Annotated in this window: 20 protein-coding genes and 1 pseudogene; 6 read left to right on the top strand and 15 right to left on the bottom strand. The window is 58.4% G+C overall.

Annotation, left to right across the window (positions count from 1 at the left end; genetic code table 11):
- Positions 1–122 precede the first annotated feature (122 nt).
- Positions 123–911, top strand: coding sequence for a HesA/MoeB/ThiF family protein (locus AC0V6O_RS02425; protein WP_486141344.1), 789 nt, complete (start codon positions 123–125; stop codon positions 909–911).
- Here AC0V6O_RS02425 and AC0V6O_RS02420 read toward each other — a convergent pair.
- Positions 900–1,601, bottom strand: a complete 702-nt coding sequence (locus tag AC0V6O_RS02420) for an NAD-dependent deacylase (protein WP_486141343.1) — start codon at positions 1,599–1,601, stop codon at positions 900–902. The genes AC0V6O_RS02425 and AC0V6O_RS02420 overlap by 12 nt on opposite strands.
- A gap of 34 nt (positions 1,602–1,635) precedes the next feature.
- On the opposite strand from AC0V6O_RS02420, the gene dapB reads away from it, so the two are divergent.
- Entirely contained in the window at positions 1,636–2,364 is a 729-nt protein-coding gene (gene dapB / locus AC0V6O_RS02415) for a 4-hydroxy-tetrahydrodipicolinate reductase (protein WP_486141342.1), read from the top strand.
- Between the two features lie 10 nt (positions 2,365–2,374).
- Complete coding sequence (nth, locus tag AC0V6O_RS02410) at positions 2,375–3,025, top strand: endonuclease III (protein WP_486141341.1); 651 nt, start codon at positions 2,375–2,377, stop codon at positions 3,023–3,025.
- A 261-nt stretch (positions 3,026–3,286) separates the two neighbouring features.
- On the opposite strand, the gene AC0V6O_RS02405 is transcribed toward nth, so the two are convergent.
- From AC0V6O_RS02405 to AC0V6O_RS02390, 4 genes are all read right to left on the bottom strand, one after another.
- A complete protein-coding gene (locus AC0V6O_RS02405; protein WP_486141340.1) occupies positions 3,287–4,534 on the bottom strand; it encodes a dicarboxylate/amino acid:cation symporter in 1,248 nt (415 codons plus the stop codon).
- A 16-nt stretch (positions 4,535–4,550) separates the two neighbouring features.
- A complete protein-coding gene (gene dapE / locus AC0V6O_RS02400; protein WP_486141339.1) occupies positions 4,551–5,690 on the bottom strand; it encodes a succinyl-diaminopimelate desuccinylase in 1,140 nt (379 codons plus the stop codon).
- A gap of 62 nt (positions 5,691–5,752) precedes the next feature.
- Entirely contained in the window at positions 5,753–6,643 is an 891-nt protein-coding gene (locus AC0V6O_RS02395; protein ID WP_486141338.1) for a S1/P1 nuclease, read from the bottom strand.
- A complete protein-coding gene (locus AC0V6O_RS02390; RefSeq protein ID WP_486141337.1) occupies positions 6,643–7,305 on the bottom strand; it encodes a glutathione S-transferase family protein in 663 nt (220 codons plus the stop codon). Before AC0V6O_RS02390 ends, AC0V6O_RS02395 begins: the two co-directional genes overlap by 1 nt.
- A 146-nt stretch (positions 7,306–7,451) precedes the next feature.
- Between AC0V6O_RS02390 and AC0V6O_RS02385 the strand changes: the two genes are divergently transcribed.
- On the top strand, positions 7,452–7,871 hold the full coding sequence (locus tag AC0V6O_RS02385; RefSeq protein ID WP_472639801.1) for a VOC family protein: 420 nt from the start codon (positions 7,452–7,454) through the stop codon (positions 7,869–7,871).
- Positions 7,872–7,874: 3 nt separating this feature from the next.
- Here the strand turns inward: AC0V6O_RS02385 and yihA are convergent, their stop codons facing one another.
- From yihA to AC0V6O_RS02355, 6 genes and pseudogenes are all read right to left on the bottom strand, one after another.
- Positions 7,875–8,561 carry a ribosome biogenesis GTP-binding protein YihA/YsxC gene (gene yihA, locus AC0V6O_RS02380; protein WP_486141336.1) on the bottom strand — a complete coding sequence of 229 codons (687 nt, stop codon included), beginning with the start codon at positions 8,559–8,561 and terminating at the stop codon, positions 7,875–7,877.
- Positions 8,558–10,342: a membrane protein insertase YidC gene (gene yidC / locus AC0V6O_RS02375; RefSeq protein WP_486141335.1), complete on the bottom strand. Its 1,785-nt coding sequence runs from the start codon at positions 10,340–10,342 to the stop codon at positions 8,558–8,560. Before yidC ends, yihA begins: the two co-directional genes overlap by 4 nt.
- 76 nt (positions 10,343–10,418) lie before the next feature.
- Positions 10,419–10,628, bottom strand: a complete 210-nt coding sequence (gene yidD / locus AC0V6O_RS02370) for a membrane protein insertion efficiency factor YidD (protein WP_472639804.1) — start codon at positions 10,626–10,628, stop codon at positions 10,419–10,421.
- Positions 10,625–11,036, bottom strand: a pseudogene (gene rnpA, locus AC0V6O_RS02365) (ribonuclease P protein component). Before rnpA ends, yidD begins: the two are co-directional and overlap by 4 nt.
- 109 nt (positions 11,037–11,145) lie before the next feature.
- On the bottom strand, positions 11,146–11,280 hold the full coding sequence (gene rpmH / locus AC0V6O_RS02360) for a 50S ribosomal protein L34 (RefSeq protein ID WP_119514694.1): 135 nt from the start codon (positions 11,278–11,280) through the stop codon (positions 11,146–11,148).
- A gap of 97 nt (positions 11,281–11,377) precedes the next feature.
- Complete coding sequence (locus tag AC0V6O_RS02355; protein ID WP_486141334.1) at positions 11,378–12,337, bottom strand: alpha/beta hydrolase; 960 nt, start codon at positions 12,335–12,337, stop codon at positions 11,378–11,380.
- A gap of 145 nt (positions 12,338–12,482) precedes the next feature.
- On the opposite strand from AC0V6O_RS02355, the gene AC0V6O_RS02350 reads away from it, so the two are divergent.
- Positions 12,483–13,979 (top strand): YifB family Mg chelatase-like AAA ATPase, encoded by a 1,497-nt coding sequence (locus tag AC0V6O_RS02350; RefSeq protein WP_486141333.1) that lies wholly within the window; start codon positions 12,483–12,485, stop codon positions 13,977–13,979.
- Positions 13,980–13,999: 20 nt separating this feature from the next.
- On the opposite strand, the gene AC0V6O_RS02345 is transcribed toward AC0V6O_RS02350, so the two are convergent.
- The gene (locus AC0V6O_RS02345) at positions 14,000–14,548 is read right to left on the bottom strand and encodes a winged helix-turn-helix transcriptional regulator (RefSeq protein ID WP_486141332.1); all 549 of its coding nucleotides are present in this window, start codon (positions 14,546–14,548) and stop codon (positions 14,000–14,002) included.
- A 157-nt stretch (positions 14,549–14,705) separates the two neighbouring features.
- On the opposite strand from AC0V6O_RS02345, the gene AC0V6O_RS02340 reads away from it, so the two are divergent.
- The gene (locus AC0V6O_RS02340; RefSeq protein WP_486141331.1) at positions 14,706–15,041 is read left to right on the top strand and encodes a DUF8200 family protein; all 336 of its coding nucleotides are present in this window, start codon (positions 14,706–14,708) and stop codon (positions 15,039–15,041) included.
- A 98-nt stretch (positions 15,042–15,139) separates the two neighbouring features.
- Here the strand turns inward: AC0V6O_RS02340 and AC0V6O_RS02335 are convergent, their stop codons facing one another.
- From AC0V6O_RS02335 to galE, 3 genes are all read right to left on the bottom strand, one after another.
- Positions 15,140–15,757, bottom strand: coding sequence for an HAD family hydrolase (locus AC0V6O_RS02335; protein WP_486141330.1), 618 nt, complete (start codon positions 15,755–15,757; stop codon positions 15,140–15,142).
- A gap of 101 nt (positions 15,758–15,858) precedes the next feature.
- The gene (gene ykgO / locus AC0V6O_RS02330) at positions 15,859–15,984 is read right to left on the bottom strand and encodes a type B 50S ribosomal protein L36 (RefSeq protein ID WP_007165381.1); all 126 of its coding nucleotides are present in this window, start codon (positions 15,982–15,984) and stop codon (positions 15,859–15,861) included.
- A 125-nt stretch (positions 15,985–16,109) separates the two neighbouring features.
- Positions 16,110–17,114: a UDP-glucose 4-epimerase GalE gene (gene galE, locus AC0V6O_RS02325; RefSeq protein WP_486141329.1), complete on the bottom strand. Its 1,005-nt coding sequence runs from the start codon at positions 17,112–17,114 to the stop codon at positions 16,110–16,112.
- Positions 17,115–17,157: the final 43 nt, after the last annotated feature.

The raw sequence follows: 17,157 nt of genomic DNA, 5'->3' as shown, positions 1-17,157 counted from the left end.
CAAGCGGATGTGAACGCTGGCTCCTGAAGTTCACAAGAACCCAACAGTCTGTCGACAGGGTCATCAACAGCCTTGCCCACAGGCTGTCGACAGGCTGTGAACATGGTGCCAACAGGCGGTGCATGACTGTTTCCAGCGCATTATCCCCTGCCCGTCTTGATCGCTTTGCGCGCCATATTGTGCTGCCGGAGATTGGCGGCGCGGGTCAGGTCGCACTCGCTGATAAACATATCGCGATGATCGGGCTTGGCGGGATTGGATCGCCAGCGCTGCAATATCTGGCGGCAAGCGGAATTGGGCGGTTCACATTGGTCGATGACGATGTGGTTGATACCAGCAATCTCCAGCGCCAGACTATTTTTTCATCCCGCGATGTTGGGCATGGCAAGGCTGTTTCGGCGCGCCGATGGCTGGCAAATTTCGATGACGAGATCGACGCGGAGATCTCTGACACCCGGATTGATCCTGATAATGCCCACGGCCTGATCGGTAGCGCTGATCTGGTACTCGATGGCACAGACAATTTTGCCACGCGTTTGGCGGTATCCGATGCATGTGTGACGGCCGGTGTGCCTCTGCTCAGCGCAGCCGTTGGCCGTTTTCAGGGCCAAGTTGGTGCCTTTGCCGGCCACCTAGCTGACCATGCCTGCTATCGCTGCTTTGTCGGCGATGCGTTTGATGCAGAAGACTGCGACACGTGCGCGGAGGACGGCATGCTGGGCGCGATGGCGGGCTGGGCTGGCAGCTTTGCAGCCATGCAGGCCGTGCGTGTCTTGCTCAGCGGTGTGAGCGCCTTTGGCGATCCGCAATGGGGTAAAATTCATATCCTGAACGGGATGAAGCCCGGTATGCGCACGCTCAGCATTGCCAAAGACGCAGCGTGCAAGGGTTGCGGAACCTCAATCGCCTAACACCTCATCCACCCATTGCGGCACCAAAGCACTGGCCGGCCCATGGCGCGCCTCCGAAAAATGATGTGTACCCTCGCTTGGCTCCAGATTGAGCTCCAATGTCTGCACGCCCGCTGCCTTTGCTTCCTGGACGAAGCCCGCCGCTGGATAGACCGCGCCGCTAGTGCCAATGCTGACGAACAAATCTGCGGTCAGTAAGGCCGCGTAGATACGATCCATCTGATACGCCATTTCGCCAAACCACACGACATCCGGGCGCAGGGCCGGTGCCTGACAAACCGGGCATGGCGGGCGATCCGCCATCGGGGCATCCCAGGGCGAACGAATGTCGCATGATTGGCACAGCGCGCTTTTCAATTGCCCATGCATATGCAGCACGTCACAGGCACCGCCGCGCTCGTGCAGATCATCAACGTTCTGCGTGACCAGCAGCACTTCGCCGGCAAATTCCTGGCTCAACCGCGCCAGCGCGCGGTGGGCATCGTTCGGCTCTACTGTCGCCAGCGCTTCGCGCCGCATATCGTAAAACCCAAGCACCAGATCGGGATCACGCGCAAACCCATCTGGCGTCGCTACATCTTCAACCTTGTGCTGTTCCCACAGCCCGCCAGCAGATCGAAATGTATCAATCCCGCTCTCTGCGGAAATTCCTGCGCCTGTCAGGATGACGATGCGTTCAATGTCTGCCATGAGGCCATCAAACACTTTGAATAGGTTGGTAGCAATGGCGGAAATCGGAATTATCGGCAGCAAGGGGCGAATGGGCGAAGCCTTAAGCCAGGCCATCGCGGATGCTGGCCATCAATTGGCGGGCGGCGTGGATCAAGGCGAGACGCCTGGCCCATTGGCGGCCGTGTCTGACGCGCTGGTCGACTTTTCCGCTCCGGCCGCATTACAAGCGAACCTAGACGCTGCGCTTGCCGCCAGCGCACCGATTGTGATTGGGACGACGGGATTGGAAACGGAACACTTCGCTGCGATCGACAAAGCGGCTGAGACCATCCCTGTGCTTCAAACCGGCAACACTTCACTGGGCGTCACCCTGCTGGCTCATCTGGTGCGTGAGGCGTCCGCTAAGCTTGGCTCGGAGTGGGATATTGAGGTGCTGGAAATGCACCACCGCTACAAGGTCGATGCTCCCTCTGGCACGGCCAAACTGCTTGGCGAGGCGGCGGCTGAAGGGCGCGGTATTGATCTTACAAACAATATGGAAAGCGGACGGCACGGAAACACTGGCGCGCGAGCCGAAGGCGCAATTGGCTTTGCGGCGCTGCGCGGCGGCAGCGTTGCCGGCGATCACAGCGTCATTCTGGCGGGGGATGAGGAGCGTATCACGCTGTCGCACAGCGCAGAAAACCGCATGATCTTTGCGCGCGGCGCAGTGAAAGCGGCGGAATGGCTGATCGGTAAACCCGCTGGACGCTACACAATGAACGACGTTTTGGGATTGTGATCAACCGCCAATGACCAAAAACCAGATCTTCGAATTCTTCCGCCGTCTGGCTGAAGACAATCCAGAGCCCGAGACCGAGCTGGAATATGGCAATGCCTATCAACTGGTCGTCGCCGTGGCCCTGTCTGCGCAGGCAACCGATGTTGGCGTCAACAAGGCGACGCGCGCGCTGTTTGCGAAGGTAACGACACCGCAGCAGATGCTCGATCTGGGACTGGAAGGCCTCACCGAGCACATCAAGACAATCGGTCTGTTCAACTCCAAAGCCAAGAATGTCATCGCGCTCTCACAATTGCTGATCGACGATTATGGCGGCGAAGTGCCTGACACACGTGAAGACCTCGTCCGGCTGCCCGGCGTGGGGCGCAAGACGGCGAATGTCGTGCTCAATTGCTGGTTTCGCCAAGAGACCTTTGCAGTCGACACGCACATCCTGCGGATGGGCAATCGCACTGGCCTGGCCAAGGGTAAGACGCCGGAACAGGTCGAAGCAAAGCTGGAAAAGCGCGTACCGCAGCCCTTCCGCCTGCACGCGCATCACTGGCTAATCCTGCATGGCCGCTATGTCTGCAAAGCACGAACGCCTGAATGCTGGCGCTGCCAGCTGGTGGATCTATGCAGCTTTAGGAAGAAGGTGCTTGAGAAGCCGAAGGGGCGTTAACGCCGGGTCAGGTCATAGCCACAGTCGTCGCAGATTTTTCGTGGCCACGGCATTCCAGCACGAAAGACATGGTGCAGCACCGAGCGACCACACTTGGGACATCTCGTCAGAATTGCGCCGCCCCAAGTGAGCAAGACTACCGCAGCTGCAATAATGGCACCTACCACATTGTCACGGCCAGCAAGCTCCACAAAGGTCAATAGAAGCGGCACCGTGGCGAGCACCAAGAGAGCCGCTCTCTTGTAGGGACTCATTTAGTCCTCACACATCATCCGCGCTGATCATTTCCTCGCGGTCGATCTCGTCCAGCAGGCTCGCCACTGTGGTCGCTACGGCTGCATCGCCGCTCACATTGGTGGTGGTCCGCATCATATCCATGATCCGGTCAACACCGGCCACAAAGGCGATGGTCTCCAGCGGCACTCCCACAGCGCCAAACACCAGCGCCATCATTATGAGGCCTGCGCCCGGAATGCCCGCCGCGCCAATCGCGCCGAGCGTCGCGAGGATTGAGATGAGGAAATACTGACCCCAGCTGAGATCCACACCGAAGATTGACGCGCCGAACAGGGTCGCAAGACCCAGATACATCGCCGTGCCGTTCATATTGATCGTCGCGCCAAGGCTGATCACGAACGCGGCGATGGAATTGGGAATGCCCAAGTTTCGCTCTGCGCAGCGCAAAGTAACCGGCAACGTCGCATTGGAGCTGGCCGTGGAATAACTCACCGCAATCGCATCCACGATCCCGCGGAAGAAATCGATGATCGGCAGTTTCGCGATCAGTTTGATCATCGCCGAATACATGACGCCGATGATCAGGAAGCAGCCCAGATAGTTGAGCACGACAAGCCAGCTCAATGCCTTCAGGGCATCCACGCCGAGCGTGCCCGCGACCCAAGCCATCAGAGCAAACACGCCAAACGGGGTCAGCTCCATCACGATCATCGTGACCTTTTGCATCACAATCGCGCCGCTATCGAAAATCTTCTGCACCGGTTCGCCGTCGCGCCCGGCCATCAGAATGCCGATCCCGATCAGGAGGGAGAATACGATGAGCGGAAGCACAGCGACATCCGCCATCACCTGCACCGGGCTTTCAGGGACGACGGAGAGCACCATATCGACGGCAGTGGTTTCGTTGGGTTCAGGCGTCGGAACTTCGGGCGTGCCAAGCTCTTCCTTGCTCGGGAAAAGCCCCAAATTCACAGCGGCGGTTCCAAGAGCCAAACCCAACCAGACAGCGATCTGTCCGCTCACCACGAACAGAATAATGGCTCGTCCGCCAACCGCGCCAAGCTTCCGCAGATCGCCGATGGCCGCGACACCCGCGACAAGGCTGAAGAAGATCAGTGGGACGACCAGCATCTTGATCGACTTGATGAAGAAGTCGCCGATCCACTTGATACTCTCTGCTTCCGGCCCCCAGTAGAGGCCGAGAGCAATGCCCAGAATGAGCGCCCCGATAACGCGTTGCCACAAGGGAATATTGAACCAAGCCTTCAGCACATCTGCGCTCCCGCGTTTAGTCGTGTTTTAGAGCGGCCAAGGCCACATTCGTATATATCCGGGCCAGCGCATCCAAATCAGCAATGGCGACCGCTTCATCGCGCTTATGCATGGTTGCGTTGCAAAGCCCAAATTCAATCACTGGACAGACATTGCGCAGGAAACGCGCGTCCGACGTGCCCCCGCTGGTTGATGCCTCTGGCGCGATGCCAGTTTCCGCCTCAACCGCATCGGCGATCATCTGCGAAAATGCCCCTGGCTCAGTCAGAAACGGCTCGCCCGAAATGATCGGCCGTGCTGCCCCGCCGTGGTTTTCGGCGATGGAGCTGACCCTGTCAGACAGGCTGGCGCCGCTGTGCAAATCGTTGAAGCGGATCGAAATGCGCGCCTCCGCCTTTGCCGGGATCACATTGTGCGCTTTGTTTCCGACGGCCAGATCGGTGATTTCCAGATTGGACGGTTGGAACCAATCGGTGCCTGTATCCAAAGTAAGCGCATCAAGCTCGGCAAGCATCGCCACCAGTTTCGGCAGAGGATTATCGGCCAGATGCGGATAGGCGACGTGGCCCTGGGTGCCTTCAACGCTCAGCCAGATATTGACGGAGCCGCGCCGTCCGATCTTCATCATATCACCGAGCCTGTTAACGCTGGTCGGCTCACCCACAAGGCACAGATCAGGCTGAATATGCTGCTCGCACATATAGTCGATCAGCGCGCGCGTACCGTGCAGCGCGGGGCCTTCCTCATCGCCCGTGATGATAAAGCTGATCGTGCCCGCATCCGCTGGCACATCGGCAATGGCAGCGATCATGGCGGCGATCGCGCCCTTCATATCGACCGCGCCGCGGCCATACAACAGGTCGCCTCTGATCTCCGGCTCGAACGGAGCGCTGGTCCAGCCCTCACCGGGAGGGACGACGTCCAGATGGCCTGCAAAGGCGAAATGCTTGGAACCTGCAGGCCCCTTGCGCATCGCGAACAGATTCTCAACCGCTGCTTCATCGCTGCCCTCTGGGCCATCGCCGCGCGTGAAACGATGCACCGCAAAGCCGTGCGGGGCCAGCATCGCCTCCATCGCATCGAACACCGTGCCGGTCGCTGGCGTAACGCTGGGCGCTGCGATAAGTCGCTGCGCAATCTCAAGAACTGTGGTCATCGTCGCTAGGCTTAGCAGGGTGTGTGACTTCGCCAAACCCGCTTTTCGCACTGGTGCGCCGATTATCGCCCGCGCCGCTCCGATTCCGGCAATGGTCCTGGGGCAAAAGCGCTTTCGAGCAGCTCGGCAATGCGGATGCCAGCCTGCTGGACGCGCCGCCGCGCGATCGGCACGCCTTTGACGATGTCCTCTTGGCTGAGGGCGGTCTTGTTTGGCAGCTGGCCTCCGCAAACATCCTGCGTGTCAAAGGCGGTCGGATAGACGAAATCGCGGGCAATCTTCCAGCTTTCCTGGCCCCAATCCGCCGGTGATCCGCCGCCCAGTTCGCTGCGTTCTGCTGCGCTGTAGGACCGAACAACAGGTCGCTCACCACTGGTGATCGCGCGCTCCGCCAAGGGACCATCCCAGATCCAATGCAGATTGAGACTGGGGACGATCCCATAGTCCGCCTCTCGGTCATTGCCGCCGCGATCATCCTTATCGCCCGAGTGCAGCGGCATATGAATGTCGCCCGCGAAATGGACCATGAAGGCCAGCGCTTCCAAGCGGATATGATCCGGCAGGCTTTCGTCGGCTAGGATGCGGTGGCTGCGCTCAATCTGGGCGGTGACGCAATTCCCGCCAGAGCAATTGGCGCGCGGATTGTAAGCCTCGCAAATCGGTGTCGTGCGATAATGCCAGGCGGCGGTGTAGCCCCAGCGCCAGCGAGTCCGACGGACGCAGTCCGGCCAGACAGAGGCCTCTTCTAACGTGGAAAGCGAACATTCCGGCGTGCCAAGCAGCGCCTCCGAGCGCAGCAATCGCGCTATTTCTGCGCGTGCCTTGGGCGAGATATTTGCCTCGCCGATCTCAGCGGTCTTGCCATGCGCATAAAAACCCCAAGCGAAAGCAGGGCTTGGTGCAGCGAGCATGATTGCCAAGGCGCACAGCCATAGCCTTGCGAAGGCACGCATCAGCCGATTGTCTCGTACTGTTCAATCACCCATTGCTCTTCTTCAGAGGCTCCGATCCATTCCTGCATCCAGGCGTGTTCCCACACCGCTTGCATATAGGCCTCCGCAAAGCCCGGAACGCCGATGCCGTAAGTGATGAAGCGTGAGACGACCGGCGCATAGAAGATGTCCGCAGCACCAAAGGTTCCGAACAGGAATGGCCCGCTGCTACCGTACCGCGAGCGCGCCTCCGCCCATAGGGTCAGGATACGGACGATGTCCTGACGCGCCTCTTCCGATACCTCTTCCAGCTTCACCTTGCGGCGGACATTCATCGGCAGGTCTTTGCGCAGTGCGGCATAGGATGAGTGCATCTCAGCCACCATGGCGCGGGCCATCCCGCGCGCGCTCTCATCCTTTGGCCAGAAACGGTCGCGCCCAACTTTGTCGGCGAGATATTCCATGATCGCGAGGCTGTCCCAAATGACCTTGTCATCATCCCACAGGATCGGAACCTTGCCATGCGAAGGTTGCATCTCGCCCATGCCTTGCTTTTGCTCTTCCCAGCCTTCGCCGAGGATCGGCACCGTCAATTCTTCAAATGACAGACCAGATTGCTTTGCCGCCAGCCAGCCGCGCAGGGACCAGCTGGAATAGTTCTTATTGCCGATAATCAGCTTCATGACGGCTTGCTCCATCTTGCGGGGCTTAGAGGTTTGAGGCAATTATCCGCCTCGCTTTGCGATGCCCTAGATATTCAGTGTTTCGCTGTCGAGGCTGAACGGGTTACTTCTTAGCATCCAATCACAGAAAGGCTCTTCGCCCAGACATGGCTACACCACCATTCCACCTCGCCTTCCCGGTTGATGATCTTGCCGCCGCGCGTTCTTTTTACGGAGGCGTCCTGGGGTGCGCAGAGGGCCGCAGCAGCGACGAATGGATCGACTTTGATTTCCATGGTCATCAGATTGTTGCGCATCTGGCACCGGGTGCGGCTGGCGATAGCGCGAGCAATCCTGTCGATGGTCACGGCGTACCGGTGCCGCATTTCGGATTGGTCTTGGATATGCTCGCCTGGGAAGCGTTGGCGGAGCGGCTGAAAGACGCGGGCACAACGTTCGTGATCGAGCCAACGGTGCGCTTCAAAGGCGAAACCGGGGAGCAAGCGACGATGTTTTTTCGCGACCCTTCCGGCAATGCGATCGAGATGAAGGCTTTCGCCGATCCCGATCAGCTGTTTACGAAGTAATCTTTAGGTGAAGTAACTCTCACCCATAGCGTCCAGCAACACGGCTGCGCGAAGCTCCGCAATACCCATGCCCTTCTCGCTGCTGGTGATATGCAGTTCAGGAAAGGCAGCCACATGTTTGCGCGCCTCAGCGGAAACCGCCTCTGCCGTTTTGGCCAGCTCGCTGGCTTTGATCTTATCCGCCTTGGTCAGGACAACGCGGTAGCCGACGGCTGTCTCGTCCAGCATGGTCATCATTTCGCGGTCAACATCCTTGAGCCCGTGGCGGCAGTCGACGAGCACAAGATTGCGAGCAAGAACGGGCCGTCCGCGAAGGTACTGGCGCACCAGCTTCTTCCATGTCTCGACCACTTTGGGCGGCGCCTTGGCAAAGCCATAGCCCGGCATGTCGACGAGCCGGAACTGGGTCGGCTCACCCACCTCGAAAACATTTAGCTCCTGCGTCCGGCCCGGCGTAACGGAGGTACGCGCAATTGAGCGACGCCCGGTTAGCGCGTTCAAAAGCGAGCTCTTGCCGACATTGGAACGCCCGCAAAAGGCAATTTCCGGCACCGTCGGCTCGGGCAGGAATTTGAGCTGGGGCGCGGACAACAGGAAGTCCACGCGCCCGGAGAAGAGCTTGGAAGCGGCGCGTTCACGAAATTTCTGCGCCCGCTCCTCTTGCTCTTGCTGCTCTTTTTCTGGGGTCACGCCTCGCCCTTTGACTGGTCCTCAAGCGCTTTACTGCGCTCCTTCTCGGCCTTTTCCTTCTCAGCAGCAGCGCGCAATTGCGGGTGCTTTGAATAGAGGTAGCTTTGCTGAGCCAAGGTGAGGATGTTCGACGTTACCCAGTAAAGCAGCAGACCGGCCGCAAACGGCGCCATCACGAACATCAAAATCCACGGCATGAAGTTAAAGATTTGCTGCTGCATCGGATCCATTGCCGATGGGTTCAGCTTAAACGTGAGCCACATGGTCACACCAAGCAGCACAGCGAGCACGCCAATACCCAAGAAACCGGTCACTTCAAATGGCAGAAGGCCGAACAGGTTGAGGATTGTCCAGGGATCTGGTGCGGACAGATCCTTAATCCAGAAATCAACGAGCGGCTCGTGCCGCATTTCGATCGCCAGGATCAGAACCTTGTAGAGCGCAAAGAAGATCGGGATCTGAATCAGCAGCGGCAAACAGCCGGCGAGCGGATTGACCTTCTCATCCTTGTACAGCTTCATAATCTCTTGCTGCTGCTTCTGCTTGTCGTCCTTATAACGGTCCTGGATCGCCTTCATCTTAGGCTGAACCGCCTTCATCGCGGCCATGCTGGCGAACTGCTTTTGCGCGATCGGGAACAGCAATCCGCGAATGATCACAGTGAGCAGGACAATCGCGACACCGAAATTGCCAACGAAATCAAACAGAGTCTTGAGCAGCAGCAGCAGCGGTTTCTCAAGGAACCAGAACCAGCCCCATGAAATCGCCAGACCGAAGTCATCAATCCCGCTCTCCTCATATGAATCCAGCACCGCACTCTCTTTGGCGCCCACGAACAGCTGCGTTGTTTGCTCAATGGATTGCCCGGCAGGCAGGGTGACAGCATCATAGATCAGATCGCTGCGGTAAATCTCTCCGCCTAGTGCACGGAAGTTGGTTTCAAAGTTTCCCTCGCCCGGGACAAGTGCGGAAAGCCAGTAGCGATCTGTAAAGCCAAGCCAATTGGCTTGACCCTCAGGGGTGTAGCTCGGGACTTCATCAAGGTCGTCATATGCGTATTCTTCGTCGATCGTGCCGCCAAACACACCGACTGGGCCCGCGTGGACAATAAATTCGTCTGCCGAGGCATTGGCGCTCGTGCGGTTGATCAGCGAGAATGGCTGAACCACCGCCGCAGCTTCGCCAGCATTGGATACGGTTTGCACCGCCTCCAGCATGTAGTTGTCATCAATCGAAAGCTTGATCGAATAGGTCAGTCCATCGGCGGCCGTGTGTGTTAGCGTGACCGGCGTATCTACGGTCAGCCTCTCCCCGTCGGCAGTCCAGACGACATCCGGGCCCAGCCGCTCAGCATTGGCGAGAAAGCCAAACTCAGCAAAATACTGGTTGTCGGTGCGATCCGGCGCGAACAGCCGCACCGGGCCGCTGTCGTCGTCAATCGTCTGACGATGATCCTTTAGGACAATGTCATCAATTCGCGCACCGACGAGGTTGATTGAGCCAGCCAGGCGCGGCGCATCAATCGCCACCCGTAGCGGGTTTTCCAAGGCTGCATCCAGATCAACTGGCCCCGCCGCAGGCGTCACGCCGCTGGGCAAGTCCGCTGCAACGACGCTGGTTCCCGGGACATCGCCCGCGCTCGCAGCCGCCGCTGGGTCAACCTCTTCGGTTGACGCCGTGATCGCGGCATCCGGATAGAACTGGCGCATGGCCACATCCCAACCGAGAATAAGCAGACCTGAAAGCGCTACGGCCAGCAACAAATTACGCTGATTGTCCAAGAGTAAATCCTGTTTGTGTGTTTGCCCGATTTGGCAGCAGGCGTGTTATATAGGTATGACAGTCAAAAATGCGAACTCAAGGGACGGGATCATATCCATGCCCGCCCCACGGATGGCAGCGCATTAGCCGCTTCGTCGCCAGCCATCCACCCTTGATCGCGCCATATTTCCCCAAGGCTTGGATCGCGTATTGCGAACACGACGGCGCATAGCGGCATGTCGGCGGCAAAATCCGGCTTGGCCCCCATTGCCACAGCTTGGCGATAAAGATCAGAACGTGCTTCATGATGGGGTTGAACCACTGATCTTCTGGCTGGGAATTTGGCGCTTGCCGCGCCGCGGCCTGCGTCCACGGGCCGGATCGCCCTTCCCCGCCTTGGCGCGCTCCAGTGCATGCTCAAGCTCTTGACCCAGCGCATCAAAGTCGCGCTCCACTCCGCCTGCGCGGCCAATCAACACATGATCATGATCCGGCAGGCCAAACTGAGGCAAAGCCGCGCGCAGTATTTCGCGGAACCTGCGTTTCATTCGGTTGCGAACCACGGCATTGCCGATCTTTTTGGTCACGGTAATGCCATAGCGCTGACCCAAACCGCCATTGGGACGGGTGAGCAAAACAAACCCCGGCCGCGCCACACGCAAACCGCGATCTCGCCGCCAAAAAGTCAGACCGCTTTGTAAGAACTTGAGCCATTAAGGTGCTGCTATACGCAGAACGGGCCCCCAATGGGAGCCCGCAGCATACGACGTCTCAGTCGTTAGCAAAAACTGCGCGTCCCAGCAGGGACGCCGACCAGTCTAATTTACGCGCAAAGGGTCTTGCGGCCACGCTTGCGGCGAGCGCGCAGAACCTTGCGGCCACCTGGCGTTGCTTTGCGAGCGAAGAAACCGTGGCGGCGGGCGCGCACGAGATTGCTTGGTTGGAATGTCCGCTTCATATCGTCCTCGAAATCAGTGTGCTCAGCAATATGATAATCTTTATTGCCGCGCGAATAAAAAGGGCCGCCTGCTGGCGACCGCATTACGAGCGCGCAATTATGGGAAAGCGCACCCTGAGTCAAGCATTGCGAGCTCAACATGAGCGATATCGTTGAATGCCAGTTTGATGGTCGGCATCATGATAAAGTTCAGATCAATCTGGCGCTGGCGCTCAACCTTTGGAGCACGTGCAGGACGCTCAGGGCGCAGCCACGTGCGCATTTCGTCCGCGCCGAGCCATTTGGCGCTTTGATGCGGCACAGAATTGGTCATTGCGTAAAAGTCGCGCGCGCGCACATCGCTCATGCCCATCTCGGTGTAGTAGTCGAGATAGAGACGGTTTTCCGGCGCGTCCGGGGCAAAGTCTTGTGGTTGACGACCATGGTTGTCGAGCCAGGAATGCACCGCAAACTCGGCCCCGTCTTCCATAGTGCGGGTCTTGCCCGCCAGGAACAGCTCAACCGCGCCAGAGCGCACAGAGCCGCCGTCGGGAACATGGGTTGAGAGGCCAGCGGCGCGAATGGCGCGGCCCACGGCAAGGTTGGCAATGTCATCGCTGGTGCCCGGAGCCTCGATCATTTCAAGGTGCTTAAGACCTGGGAAATCGCGTAGCATCGCGTTGAAGTATTGCGGGCTCATCCGGTTGGTTGAGCCAACCACAGTGGCGCGGTTCTCATCAAGAACTTGGAACGGACCATATTGCGCCAATGCCGCTTTCGCTGGCCGCGCAGCAGCCGGCAGCGGCGCTGCATAGCGGGTCGTCATCGCGTCGGCTTGCGGTTCTACATAAGTGTATTCGGTGATAACTGCGCTGCTGCCTGCCGAAACCGACTGGAAACTAGCGGGCGCAGCGGCTGAAGACTGCAGACGCACCCAGCGCTGAGCCGCAGGGTCCCATTCTTCCACCCAACGTTCCACCGCGACTGACCGCGATGCTGCAAATTCTTGCGCAGCGGCAACACTTGGCAATGCAAGTAAGCTGAAAATAGCGATGAGCAGGCGAGTAACATGTTGCATCCCTAATCTTTAGAATCGACATATTTTAGGAATGGCGAAGTTTTATGCTTGCCAAGACGTTTAGGAATTGCACCTATGCAATCGAATAGTGCGAATGAATGAGTTTTGGGTGGCTATCGCACTATAGTTATTAGGGGGTTACTCTTTGGTCGCACTGGTCAAAACGGTCGCTTATCTCGGGCTCGAGGCGCGCGGCGTAGAGGTGCAATGCCAAGTCGCGTCCGGCCTGCCGCGCTTCACCGTGGTCGGATTGCCAGATAAAGCCGTCAGCGAAAGCCGAGAGCGAGTGCAGGCCGCGCTGGCTGCGATGGGCCTTGCCCTGCCCCCGAAGCGGATCACCATAAATCTGTCTCCCGCCGATCTGCCAAAGGACGGCTCGCACTATGATTTGCCAATTGCGCTCGCGCTGCTCGCGGCGATGGGCGTGACCGATGCAGAGCAATTGGGGGACTGGCTGGCCGTTGGAGAGCTCTCACTTGACGGCCGAATTGTCGCCACGCCGGGTGCATTGCTGGCCGCACTGCATGCGAGTGAAAATGAAATCGGCTTAATCTGCCCGGCAGAGCAAGGCCCTGAGGCAAAATGGGCCAGCGGAATACCGGTATTGGCGGCGAAGGATCTGGTCAGCCTGCTCAATCATCTCAAAGGCACGCAGACCCTGGCAGAGCCAGAGCGAGGTGCGATAGAGGAAAAGCCGATTGGCGCAGACCTGAAACAAGTTAAGGGTCAAGAAACCGCCAAGCGCGCGCTCGAGATCGCCGCCAGCGGCGGGCACAATATGCTGATGATGGGGCCGCCGGGATCGGGCAAGAGCCTGCTCGCATCCTGCCTTCCCGGCATCTTGCCCGAACTTACGCCCAGCGAAGCGTTGGAGGTGTCGATGGTGCAATCGGTCGCCGGATTGCTCGACAGCGGACGGATCAGCCGGTCGCGGCCCTTCCGCGCACCGCATCACTCAGCCAGCATGGCCGCCTTGACCGGAGGCGGCCTGAAAGTCCGCCCTGGCGAGGTCAGCCTGGCGCATCTCGGCGTGCTGTTCCTAGATGAACTGCCCGAATTTCAGCGTCCAGTGCTCGATTCCCTCAGACAACCGCTGGAGACGGGCCATGTCGATGTCGCCCGCGCCAATGCGCACGTTACCTTTCCGGCCAGAGTGCAATTGATAGCCGCCATGAACCCCTGCCGCTGCGGCCATGCCGGCGAACCGGGCCATGTTTGCGCGCGCGGGCCGCGCTGCGCCACCGAATACCAAGCGCGCATCAGCGGCCCCTTGCTGGACCGGATCGATCTGCATGTTGAAGTGGCCGCAGTCAGCGCGATGGATATGGCCCTGCCGCCAGCGAGCGAAGGCAGTGAAGCCGTGGCGCAAAGAGTCGCAGCAGCTCGCCGAGTTCAGGAGGGACGCGGTGTTCGATCCAATGCGGAACTCGATGGCGAGAAGCTGGAACATTATGCCTCGCCAGATGATCCCGGTCGGCAATTGCTCATGCAGGCGGCGGAGAAGCTGCGCCTGTCAGCGCGCGGATACACCAGAATGCTTCGGGTCGCGCGGACAATCGCTGATCTCTCAGGAGCCGAGACTGTTGGACGTGCGCATATCGCCGAGGCGCTTAGCTATCGCCACCAACCCGCGCGCATGTAGAAAACAGGCAGGCCTCAGGATTAGCCCGCCGCGCGCTTGGCGGCGGCCAGATCAACCACATCGCCGCGCGATAGATCGCCTTCGACAGAGGCGATTGAGCCATCAGCCCGCTTGCCCAGGTTTTCACGCGCGACCAGCCACAGATCTTCATGCGTCAAAATGCGTCCGTCATGAGCGAGGATTGACACCGGACCAATCGGCAGGCGGTCCTGCTCATCGACAAGCACAGGGCTTTCCTCCACCTCGACACCGTATTTCTGGCCCCATTGGCGAAGCGCAAGCATCGCAGGGAGCAAATCGAAGCCTTTGGGCGTCAGCCGGTATTCAATTTTGCGGCGATCATCGGCGCATGGCTCTCTTTTCAGGATCCCATGTTCGACCAATTTCGCCAGCCTGTTGGACAGAATATTGCGCGCAATGCCGAGTTCACTGAGGAACTCCTCGAAATGGTGTAGACCGTTAAAGCTCGCCCGCAGAATCATAAATGACCAGCGTTCGCCCATAACTTCAAGCGCTTGCGGTAGGCCGCACTCAGTTAGTTCACGCAATGGCTCGCGGATATCGCCCATAATTCAGTCCTCTCCCTGAAACCTTTTTAGCGCGATTTTCAGATGACGCAAAAAGATTTCAGTTTTTAGTTGCAACTCAAAACCTAATCGCTTAGGTAGTGATTCGCAACTGGTTTTGAATTGCAACTGATTAAACATCTCAAACAAGGAATGAACGATGACCCTCTCCCTTTCACGTTTCAGCCGCCTATCGGTTTTCGCAATGGCATTAGTTTACACTGGCCTGACATTCGGTGTGGCAACGGCGCCCGCGATGGCGAAGAGCGGCCCTTACTACACCGTAACTCTTGCTCAGCCCGCAGATGACAGCCGCACTGTCGCATCGGGCGTCGCTTGGTCATGCAAAGGCACCACGTGTGTCGCGAACAAAGGTCCTTCACGCCCACTTCGCATCTGCCGCGGCCTCTCACGTGAATTCGGTGAGATCGTGAGTTTTACCGCCAAGGGTGAAGAGCTGGCAGCAGACAAGCTGGCCAAGTGCAACGGCAAGTAAGCCTACCTAAAAGACCTCCTCTCGTCCGAAGCTCTCCAACTCGGACGATGAATGATGGCCCTCGGCGCTTCCCCAACCGGCGCCGGGGGTCTTTTGGTTTATGCCGCCAAGAAGCCAGAGGAGCGCAATTGCGCTTCTAGATTTTGCGCATCGGTGAACAAATGCGCCGACCAACCGCGAGCCTGTGCCGCCTCAATATTCGCAGCATTATCATCGGTGAAGAACAGCTCTTGAGGCCCAAAACCACTTCGCTCCTCGACAAGCTCGTAAATGCGCGGATCAGGCTTTGCGACCTTCTCTGTGCCTGACACGATGATATCTTCAAACAGGTCAAAGATCGGATGTTCGGGGCGGAACATGTTCCAGAATTCATGCCCAAAATTGGTCAAGCAATACAGCGGCACCCCATCGGCATGCAGGCGCTTGACGATATCATGCGTCCCCTCGACGGGGCCGGGCACGGTCTCGTTAAAACGTGTGGTGTAGGCATTGAGATGCGCTTCATATTCTGGGAACATTGCAATGCGTTCGGGAACCATGTCACCCAGCGGGCAACCGCGATCATGCTGGAAATGCCACTCTTCGGTCACGACATTGGCGAGGAACCAGTCGAGCTCTTCAGGGTCCTCGATCAGCTTTTCGAAAAGAGCCCGAAGCTGCCAGTGGAACAGCACGCGCCCCACATCAAACACGACCGCAGCCGGTGCCTTACTCATTGGGAATGCTCCAAATACGGCAACGGCCCGCTCTCCATTGCGGAGGCGGGCCGGTGCGGTTGCTCAATTGCCTCTTGGACAATTGGCCATAACAGGACTGATTAGCCCTGACGCGCCTTGAAACGGCGATTGGTCTTGTTGATCACATAAGTGCGGCCGCGACGACGAATCACTCGGCAATCGCGGTGGCGGTTTTTCAGCGACTTCAGGCTGTTGCGGATTTTCATTGTCTGTCTTCCAAAGGTAAGCGCGCCGGAGATAGCCCCGACGCGCGGAATTTGTTGAGCGGCCACTAGCGCCAGAGACCGCCAAGGTCAAGCAATCTAGGCCGTAAATTCATACGCCATACGATCTAGCGCAGATCTGACAGCTTCCGCTCCCAGGCAAGCGCATGGGTGATAATCGTGTCGAGGTCAGCATGCTTGGGCTGCCACGGCAAAGTGGACTGAATCCGCTTTGGGTCAGAGACGAGCGAATCGGGATCGCCAGCGCGGCGTCCTTGAAGCACGCGGTTAATCGGGCGATTCGTCACGCGATCAACCGCGTCCAGTACCTCAAGAACCGAGAAACCGCGGCCATATCCGCAGTTCATCGTGAGGGAGCGTTTGGGCTGCTCAATAAGTGCCTCAAGCGCCAGCACATGCGCCGCCGCCAGATCGCTGACATGGATGTAATCGCGAACCCCGGTTCCATCGGTGGTGTCATAATCCGTGCCAAACACGCTCACCGATTCGCGTTTGCCCAGCGCTGCCTCAACCGCGACCTTGATAAGATGCGTTGCCCCAGCGGTTGATTGCCCACTGCGCGCCTCAGGATCAGCGCCCGCGACATTGAAATAGCGTAGAGCGCAGTAGTTGAGATCATGCGCCGCAGATACGTCCCCCAGCATTTGCTCGGTCATCAGTTTCGACCAGCCATAGGGATTGATCGGATTGCGCGGCGTGTCCTCGGTCACAGGCGATGTTTCTGGTACCCCGTAGGTCGCGGCGGTAGACGAGAAAATGAAATGCGGCACGCCTGCCTTGGTCGCAGCCTCGATCAAGGCCCGGCTCTTCGCAGTGTTGTTATGATAATATTTCAACGGATTTTCGACGCTTTCAGGAACGATTATCGAACCCGCAAAATGCATGATCGCACCCGTTCCCTGCTCGGCAAATATGCGCGCCAGCAACTCCCCATCCTCAATGTCGCCCTCGTAAAGCGGAACCTTATCGGGAATCGCAAAACGAAAGCCGGTTGTGAGATTGTCGATCACCGCAACTGGCCAGCCTGCATCTTTAAGCGCAAGCACCGCATGGCTGCCAATGTAACCGGCACCGCCTGTTACTAAAACTGGGACTTTAGAAAATTCGGTCATAGGGAGGCCTTAGCAAGCTACATGTGCAAAAGCGTAGATGGCT

The sequence above is a fragment of the Erythrobacter sp. JB2-19 genome, assembly GCF_057365005.1.
Note: the sequence above shows the minus strand (reverse complement) of the source record. Positions and strands in the feature narration are given on the sequence as shown.